Origin of the sequence: Alteribacillus persepolensis, assembly GCF_900099605.1 — a bacterium.
In the GTDB taxonomy this organism is placed as follows: domain Bacteria; phylum Bacillota; class Bacilli; order Bacillales; family Marinococcaceae; genus Alteribacillus; species Alteribacillus persepolensis.
Genome location: NZ_FNDK01000015.1, coordinates 73,326 through 80,720, shown reverse-complemented (window position 1 = coordinate 80,720; position 7,395 = coordinate 73,326). Strand labels below are relative to the sequence as shown.

Sequence of the window (7,395 nt, the reverse complement as noted above, 5' to 3'; positions counted from 1 at the left end):
TTATTTTCCACTCCAGTTTGCTTCACGCTTGTCTAAGAAAGCACTGAGACCTTCTTGCGCATCATCGGAGCGGAACAATAGGTTTTGCAGCTCCCCTTCGTAGCGAACAGCAACGTTTAGCGGCATTTCTTTACCATTCATGATGGACAGTTTAATGTTGGATGCTGCATATGTTGCTTTGCTTGCAATGTTTTCTGCATATGCAAGCGTCTTTTCACGTGTTTCTGCCTGCGGGAATACTCGGTCTACCAAGTTAATATCCAGCGCTTCTTGCGGAGACATGGTCTCTCCTGTAATGTTTAAGTCCAGCGCTTTGGAATGGCCTACTTGACGAAGCAGACGCTGTGTGCCGCCTGTACCAGCCAATACACCTAAGCTGATTTCTGGAAGACCAATTTGCCCCGCTTCATCTCCCATAAAGCGCAAGTCACATGCCAGCGCCATTTCCAAACCGCCGCCTACGGTATGTCCTTCCAGACATGCAATCCAGATTTGCGGTGAACGTGCAATCTTATCCAGCGTCTCGTTACAGAATAAGCAGAATTGTGTTTTAAAACGCGGATCTGCTGACTTTAAGAAGCTTACATCTGCCCCAGCAGAGAAGAACTTCGGCATATCACTCATCAAAATAGCTACTTTAATGTCACTGTCGAAACGAATGTCATCAATCGCTGCATTTAACTCTTTGTAATATTCCAAATCATACGAATTTGATTTGTTGACGTGAATGTGTACCTCCGCGATTCCATTTGCCTTTTTAACTGTGAGCGTTTCCTTTTCAATTGCAGTAGTCAATAGAAAAACCTCCTAAATATTTTTATTATGAATTTGTATCTTTCGTGATTAATTCATAATGTACAGAAATGTTAGCGCTTTTTCAAACATGCATTCCATCGATTTTACAGCAGTTAAAATCAAATAACTTGTCATTACTTCCAATTACTCTATATATCTACTTTTTTCATTTTTTGCATTTGATGTTACGTATGTTTTTTCCCGTTAATATAGGAATGTCCTGTTAACAGCAGTTATTGGCAGTGACAAAAAATAAACATCATAATTGGGTTGACATTGCGCATAAAATAAAATACATTATTTATTAATAACGAAAGTTTAATAAACGTAATGAAATGTTGAAGAAGGGGGTACAGCACTCTATGGAAGATGCACAAAGCCAAACGTATGACATTACGATTATAGGCGGAGGTCCTGTAGGCTTGTTCACTGCATTTTACGCCGGTATGCGGCAGTTATCTGTAAAAATTATTGAAAGTTTGCCCCATTTGGGAGGACAGCTGTCAGCTCTTTATCCGGAAAAATACATTTATGACATCGCTGGTTTCCCAAAAGTAAAAGCACAAGATCTCGTTGATCAGCTTCTCGAGCAAGCCAATTATTTTAATCCTGCTGTTTCTCTCGGTGAACAAGTAGAAACACTCGTCAAACAAGAGGACGATATTATTAAAATGACCACCAACGAAGGAGCCCACTATACTCGTACAGTCATATTAACAGCTGGAAACGGGGCTTTTAGTCCAAGAAAATTAAAATTGGATGATGCAGAAAAGTATGAGGGCACAAACCTGCACTATTTTGTTGATGACTTGAGTAAATTCAAGGATAAAAACGTGCTGCTTTTTGGCGGGGGCGATTCTGCCGTTGATTGGGCATTAATGCTTGAGCCAATTGCTGATAAAGTAACAATCGCTCACCGGCGTGATAAGTTCCGTGCCCATGAACACAGTGTCGAACAATTGTTTAATAGCAGTATTAACATTAAAACACCTTACACACCGGAGCGTTTAATTGGTGATGAAGACGGCATTCAGCAAGCTGTTATTCAGCATAGTAAAAATGAATCGGAAAAGCTGACATTGGATGTAGATGACGTCATTGTCAATTTTGGATTTTTGTCATCACTTGGACCAATGAAAGAATGGGGATTAGATATTAGAAAAAACTCGATTGTTGTGAATTCAAAAATGGAAACGAATATCCCTGGTGTATACGCAGCAGGAGACATCTGCACGTATGACGGCAAAGTAAAGTTAATTGCCACAGGTTTTGGCGAAGCACCAACAGCTGTGAATAACGCGAAATCCTATATTGATCCAAAAGCAAAAGTACAACCACTGCACAGCACAAGTATATTTGCTTAATTTACCATAACGTTTCCCTTGGCTGTTCGCTTCATTATTCTTAAACTAGTAAGGAGGTTTGCTTCATATGGCTAAATACACAATGGTGGACAAAGATACTTGTATCGCTTGCGGGGCATGCGGAGCCACAGCCCCTGAACTTTTCGGCTATGATGACGAAGGGCTTGCTGAAGCATTATTAGACAACAATCAAGGTACGGAAGCAGTAGAAGAGGATTTAGAAGAAGATTTGCTGGATGCGGAAGAAGGTTGTCCAACGGAATCAATTAAAGTGAGCGACGAACCCTTTCCATCTACAGTAGAAGCTTAATTTCACGATTTAACGTCATAGAGCTGTCCTATATAAAAACCGGGACAGCTCTATTCTATGAGACACCATCATTGACGTACATATAGACTTTCATAGAAAACAGAGTACCCTTTCACTAGAACCTCCTGTTAGATAGTCTCATAACACTTTCTAGTATGAAGAAAACTTGACTGGCACCCTGGCTAAGGGGAAGAAACTCCATCCGGAAAGCCCGCAGATGATCTCACTGCATGTATTCGTCTTTCCTCCGCATGTTAACAATACAGATGATCCCCCTCCCGACATGTTCCCTTGTCTTATCAGTGAAATAATAAAGAGAAAGGCAAAACCTTGTGTCCGCCTTTCTCTTCTATATAGGATATAATCGGTTATGAACTAAGGGCAAGGTGCTCTTGCTGCACGTCTTCATTAAAAGAGTCACTTGGTCCTTCAAACGTAACCTGGCCTTTATTTACAATATATACGTAATCAGCAATTTCTTTTGCCATGGCCAAGTTTTGTTCAACTAGGAGCATCGTAAGTCCTTCTTTTTTTAATTGATGAATAATCTTGCTTACTTCCTCTACCATTAGCGGTGACAAACCTTCAGAAGGCTCATCGAGCAATAAGAGAGACGGATTTGTCAACAGTGCCCGGCCGATCGAGAGCATTTGCTGCTCCCCGCCGCTCAAGCTGCCTCCCATAAAGTGCTGTCGTTCTTTTAAGCGCGGAAAAAGCTGATAGATTTTTTCTAATGTCCAGCCTTCTTTATCTATTTTCACATAAGTGGTAAGCAAGTTTTCTTTTACGGTAAGATTCGGAAAAATCCTTCTTCCTTGAGGAACCAGCCCAACTCCAGCTTTTGAGATATGGTGGCTCTGTCTGTTGATTACGTTCTTCCCATCTACTGTAATAGTACCCTCTCGCTTTGGCACCAATCCCATAATAGAGTGAATGATCGTTGTTTTGCCCATTCCGTTCCTTCCTAATAGAGCAGCCACTTTTCCTTTTTCCACCTCTAATGATAAGTCATGCAAGATATGACTTTCTCCATAATACGCATTCAAACCTTGCACACGCAGCATCAAACCGCCCCTTCCGTGCCAATATAAATCTGATTTACTTGTGGGTCTTTACGTACAACATCAGGTGAGTCATCAATCAATATATGTTTGTCATATAAAACAATCATACGTTCAGCAATACCAAAAATCACCTCTAAATCATGCTCAATAATCATAAGTGTCAAATCTTTCGGTAATTCGTGCAATAACTGAACGATATAATTCGTTTCTGATTGAGACATTCCCGCTGTTGGTTCATCCAACAACAATACATCAGGGTTTGTAGCAACACCCAGCATAATTTCAATTTGACGCTGTTCTCCATAAGATAAGCTTTCCACCTTCACGTTACGTTGATGTTTCAGCCCCCACCGCTGCAGCAATTCATCAGCTTCATTGTATAATGTTTCATACTGCTTTTGATTTCGAATCTTAAACCATGTACGCGAAATGCCATGTTTGCGCTGCAGCACGAGTAGCAAATTATCAAGTACTGTCAATGGAACAAGAAGGTTGTTTTTTTGGAATGTTCGAACAATTCCGCGTCGAGCACGTTTGTAATTAGGCTCTGTTGTAATATCTTTGTCTTTATAAAAAACATTTCCTTTTGAGGGGGCTAAATCACCGGTCAGCAAATTAAAAAATGTTGATTTTCCAGCTCCATTCGGACCAATTATTCCAATTCGTTCTCCTTTATTTACATGAAAAGAAAGGTCCTTTAATATTTCTAACCCTCCAAATTGCTTCGATACTCCATCAACTTTAAGAATGCACTCCATCTGTTTTCCCCTCCCCTGCTAAATTTGTTCTCTTTTTACACTTTTCACGTCTGGATTCAGCTTTGGCTTCTGCCATTTATTGAGAGTGTCCTGCAAAATACCGTGAATGCCGGAAGGGAAAAAGATAACAAAGATAATAAACACAGAGCCAAGTATCAACATCCACATGTCTGTATAAGCTGCAACGACCGTCTCTAACAACACAATTAATGCTGCTCCCAGTACCGGTCCGGTCATTGTTCCAGCTCCTCCGACCAACACCATAATCAGTACGGTTCCAGACATCGTCCAATACACGTCACTTGGAGCAATAAAACCATTAAAATACGTATAGAGCGCACCGGACATGCCGCCTATAACACCAGATATAATAAATGCAGCATATTTATACATGCTGGTGTTATACCCCATCGATTTCAGCCTTGTTTCATTTTCCCTGATCCCAATAAGAATTTGCCCGAAAGGAGACTTCACTAATACACGGAGACCAGCAAATATAAGTAAAAATATCAGCCCAATAAGATAATATACCCATACACTATTGGAAAAGCTGAACCCAAACAACACGGGGCTTGGGATGCCTGATAGGCCGTTTGAGCCTCCTGTCCATTGGTTCGCTTGATATACAAAGGAATAAACCATTTGTGAAAATGCCAATGTAAGCATAAGAAAATAAAAGCCGCTGACTTTCATGCAAAATAAACCAACAATGCCTGCTAAAACAAGGGATAACACGACAGCTCCCGCTAATGTAAAAATCATATTCGCTGAAGCGTTTTGCGCCATAATACCTGCTGCGTATGCACCTGTTCCAAAAAATGCAGCATGACCTAACGAAACCATACCTGCGTAACCCATCATTACGTTTAAACTTAACGCAAATATAGCTAAAATTAAAATTTCACTTAATAAGTTAATATGAAAAAGCGGCAGAAAAAACGGCGCTGCAGCTATCAAAACAAGAACAGCAATAAATTTTACATACGTGTTATTCATTCTTCTGCCACCTGCTTTCCTAACAAACCATTTGGCCGCCACACTAAAATTACTGCCATCAATGCAAACACGAGAAACATGCTAACCTCAGGAAACAAAAACCGGCCAAATGTTTCTAATGTCCCTACTAAAACGCTGGCAACCAGTGTGCCGGCAATAGAGCCTAACCCGCCGATAACTAAGACAACCAATGCTAAAATGAGCGTTTGAAATTCCATATCTGGATACAGCCCTAATACCGGTGCAGCTACGACTCCTCCAAAGCCTGCCAATAATCCGCCAATAACAAATATCGTCGTAAATACTAAGTGAATGTTAACCCCCAGTGCACCAATCATTTGTTTATCACTTAACCCTGCTCGTACAATAGCACCCCATCTCGTTTTATTTTGCATCCACCACAAACCAAAAGCTAAACAAACGCCTACACCGATAATGACAATTCGGTACAGCGGAAATGTTTGGCCGAAAACAATGATCGAACCTTCTAATGAAGGCGGCACCTGAATCGAAAGAACATTGGACCCCCATATAAGCTTTGCTATGTCATGAAAAACATAGGCTAGTCCAAATGTTAATAACACTTGCGACAAATGCCCGAGATGATACGTCGACTTAAGCAGTGTGCGCTCAATAATAAGCGCAAGCACTGCCACAACAAGAGGCGCTGCAATAAGAGCAGTCCAAAAGCTTTGTGAAAATGTTGATGTAATTGAAAAAGCTACATATGCCCCTATCATATATAAAGAACCATGTGCCAAATTCAAAACACCCAAAATACCAAATACTAATGAAAGCCCGCATGTAATAATAAATAACAGCATACCATACGAGAATCCATTTATTAGCTGGGCAGCTAATACGTCCATTTTTTCACCCCGCATTCGTTATTATTCACCTGGATCCTGCACTTCCTCAATCGTCTCAAGCAGTTTATTTTCTGTCCGTTCTCCTTCTAACACCGTTTCTAAGATATACATGTCTTGCAGTACGTGATGCGTATTTTTGTCAAACGAAAATGCTCCACGCGGACTATTAAATGTGACATTTCCCATTGCCTCAGCTACTTGTTTTCCATCACTAACATCGCCATCCAATGCTTCTATTGTTTCTACAATAATACGTGCTGCATCATAGCCCTCCAAGGCTTCGACAGTCGGACGGCGGTCATATGCTTCTTCATAAGCTTGAACAAACTCCTGATTTTCATCATTTTCTAAATTGTAATCCCAAAAGCTGGCTGCTTTCGTTCCTTCTGCTGCCTCTCCAATCGATTCACGTAAATCTTCTGACACCAGCCAGCCTGACCCAAGCAGTTCCAATTCTTCTTTCAATCCATATTCTTCAAACTGCTGTACAAAACGAACTGCATCACTGCCAGCAAAAAAGGCATATACCCCATCGGCGTCCGCGTCTCTAATAGTGGTCAAATAAGAAGCATAATCGTTGTTTTCAAGCGGTGGATATACTTCCCCTACAATTTCTCCGCCAGCTTCTTCATACGCTTCCACAAAAGCGGCTGATACTTCACGTCCAAAAGCATAATCTGCCGCTGCAACGTACATTTGGTCACCAACGTTATCATAAGCCCATTGCCCCATGGCATGACCTATCTGCCACGAAGAAAATGATGAACGCCAAATATAATCACTTCGTTCCTCTCTTGTTAAATTATTACCGCCAGCATGTGAAGCCAGGTACGGTAATTGATTGGCATCCACTTCATCACGGATGGCGTAAGCAACCGCTGTACTCACCGCTCCTGTTAAAATATCTATGTTTTCTCGGTCCATTAACTTTCTCGTCATTCTTAATGCTGTTTGCGGATCTGCTTCTGTGTCTTCTTCCAGCAGCTCTATGTCTTTTCCGCCAGCCTGCCAGTCAACACTATCCAAATATAACTTCATCCCATCAGACAGATCTTTTCCTAATGACGTATAAACACCCGAGAAAGGCAAGATAGCTCCTATTTTAATAGATTCTTTATCTCCTTCCTCAGCCTGTCCACTTGATTGTTCTGATTGTAATGCACTGCCGCCACACGATGACAGAATAATCAGAAAAATAGTGAAAATAAATAATGTTGTGGCATATTTTTTCATCCACAT

Annotated in this window: 8 protein-coding genes; 2 read left to right on the top strand and 6 right to left on the bottom strand. The window is 41.0% G+C overall.

Features of this window, described 5'->3' with window-relative positions; translation table 11 throughout:
- Positions 1-795, bottom strand: coding sequence for an enoyl-CoA hydratase/isomerase family protein (locus tag BLT18_RS12115; RefSeq protein WP_091274376.1), 795 nt, complete (start codon positions 793-795; stop codon positions 1-3).
- 362 nt (positions 796-1,157) lie between these two features.
- Between BLT18_RS12115 and BLT18_RS12110 the strand changes: the two genes are divergently transcribed.
- The gene (locus tag BLT18_RS12110) at positions 1,158-2,159 is read left to right on the top strand and encodes an NAD(P)/FAD-dependent oxidoreductase (RefSeq protein WP_091274374.1); all 1,002 of its coding nucleotides are present in this window, start codon (positions 1,158-1,160) and stop codon (positions 2,157-2,159) included.
- Between the two features lie 67 nt (positions 2,160-2,226).
- A complete protein-coding gene (locus BLT18_RS12105) occupies positions 2,227-2,469 on the top strand; it encodes a ferredoxin (RefSeq protein WP_091274372.1) in 243 nt (80 codons plus the stop codon).
- A gap of 368 nt (positions 2,470-2,837) precedes the next feature.
- On the opposite strand, the gene BLT18_RS12100 is transcribed toward BLT18_RS12105, so the two are convergent.
- From BLT18_RS12100 to BLT18_RS12080, 5 genes are read right to left on the bottom strand one after another with little or no spacing between them, the layout of a single operon-like run.
- Positions 2,838-3,533 (bottom strand): ABC transporter ATP-binding protein, encoded by a 696-nt coding sequence (locus tag BLT18_RS12100; protein WP_091274370.1) that lies wholly within the window; start codon positions 3,531-3,533, stop codon positions 2,838-2,840.
- Positions 3,533-4,291, bottom strand: coding sequence for an ABC transporter ATP-binding protein (locus tag BLT18_RS12095; RefSeq protein WP_091274367.1), 759 nt, complete (start codon positions 4,289-4,291; stop codon positions 3,533-3,535). The genes BLT18_RS12100 and BLT18_RS12095 overlap by 1 nt, the downstream gene beginning before the upstream one ends.
- Positions 4,292-4,309: 18 nt before the next feature.
- Complete coding sequence (locus tag BLT18_RS12090; RefSeq protein ID WP_091274365.1) at positions 4,310-5,287, bottom strand: branched-chain amino acid ABC transporter permease; 978 nt, start codon at positions 5,285-5,287, stop codon at positions 4,310-4,312.
- On the bottom strand, positions 5,284-6,156 hold the full coding sequence (locus tag BLT18_RS12085; protein WP_091274397.1) for a branched-chain amino acid ABC transporter permease: 873 nt from the start codon (positions 6,154-6,156) through the stop codon (positions 5,284-5,286). The genes BLT18_RS12090 and BLT18_RS12085 overlap by 4 nt, the downstream gene beginning before the upstream one ends.
- A 21-nt stretch (positions 6,157-6,177) precedes the next feature.
- Entirely contained in the window at positions 6,178-7,389 is a 1,212-nt protein-coding gene (locus BLT18_RS12080; RefSeq protein WP_091274363.1) for an ABC transporter substrate-binding protein, read from the bottom strand.
- Positions 7,390-7,395: the final 6 nt, after the last annotated feature.

Bases quoted from the DNA above. Each gene is read 5' to 3' on its own strand.
- BLT18_RS12105 (WP_091274372.1), top strand. From the start codon at position 2,227: ATGGCTAAATACACAATGGTGGACAAAGATACTTGTATCGCTTGCGGG.
- BLT18_RS12100 (WP_091274370.1), bottom strand. From the start codon at position 3,533: ATGCTGCGTGTGCAAGGTTTGAATGCGTATTATGGAGAAAGTCATATC.
- BLT18_RS12080 (WP_091274363.1), bottom strand. From the start codon at position 7,389: ATGAAAAAATATGCCACAACATTATTTATTTTCACTATTTTTCTGATT.
- BLT18_RS12095 (WP_091274367.1), bottom strand. From the start codon at position 4,291: ATGGAGTGCATTCTTAAAGTTGATGGAGTATCGAAGCAATTTGGAGGG.
- BLT18_RS12090 (WP_091274365.1), bottom strand. From the start codon at position 5,287: ATGAATAACACGTATGTAAAATTTATTGCTGTTCTTGTTTTGATAGCT.
- BLT18_RS12085 (WP_091274397.1), bottom strand. From the start codon at position 6,156: ATGGACGTATTAGCTGCCCAGCTAATAAATGGATTCTCGTATGGTATG.
- BLT18_RS12110 (WP_091274374.1), top strand. From the start codon at position 1,158: ATGGAAGATGCACAAAGCCAAACGTATGACATTACGATTATAGGCGGA.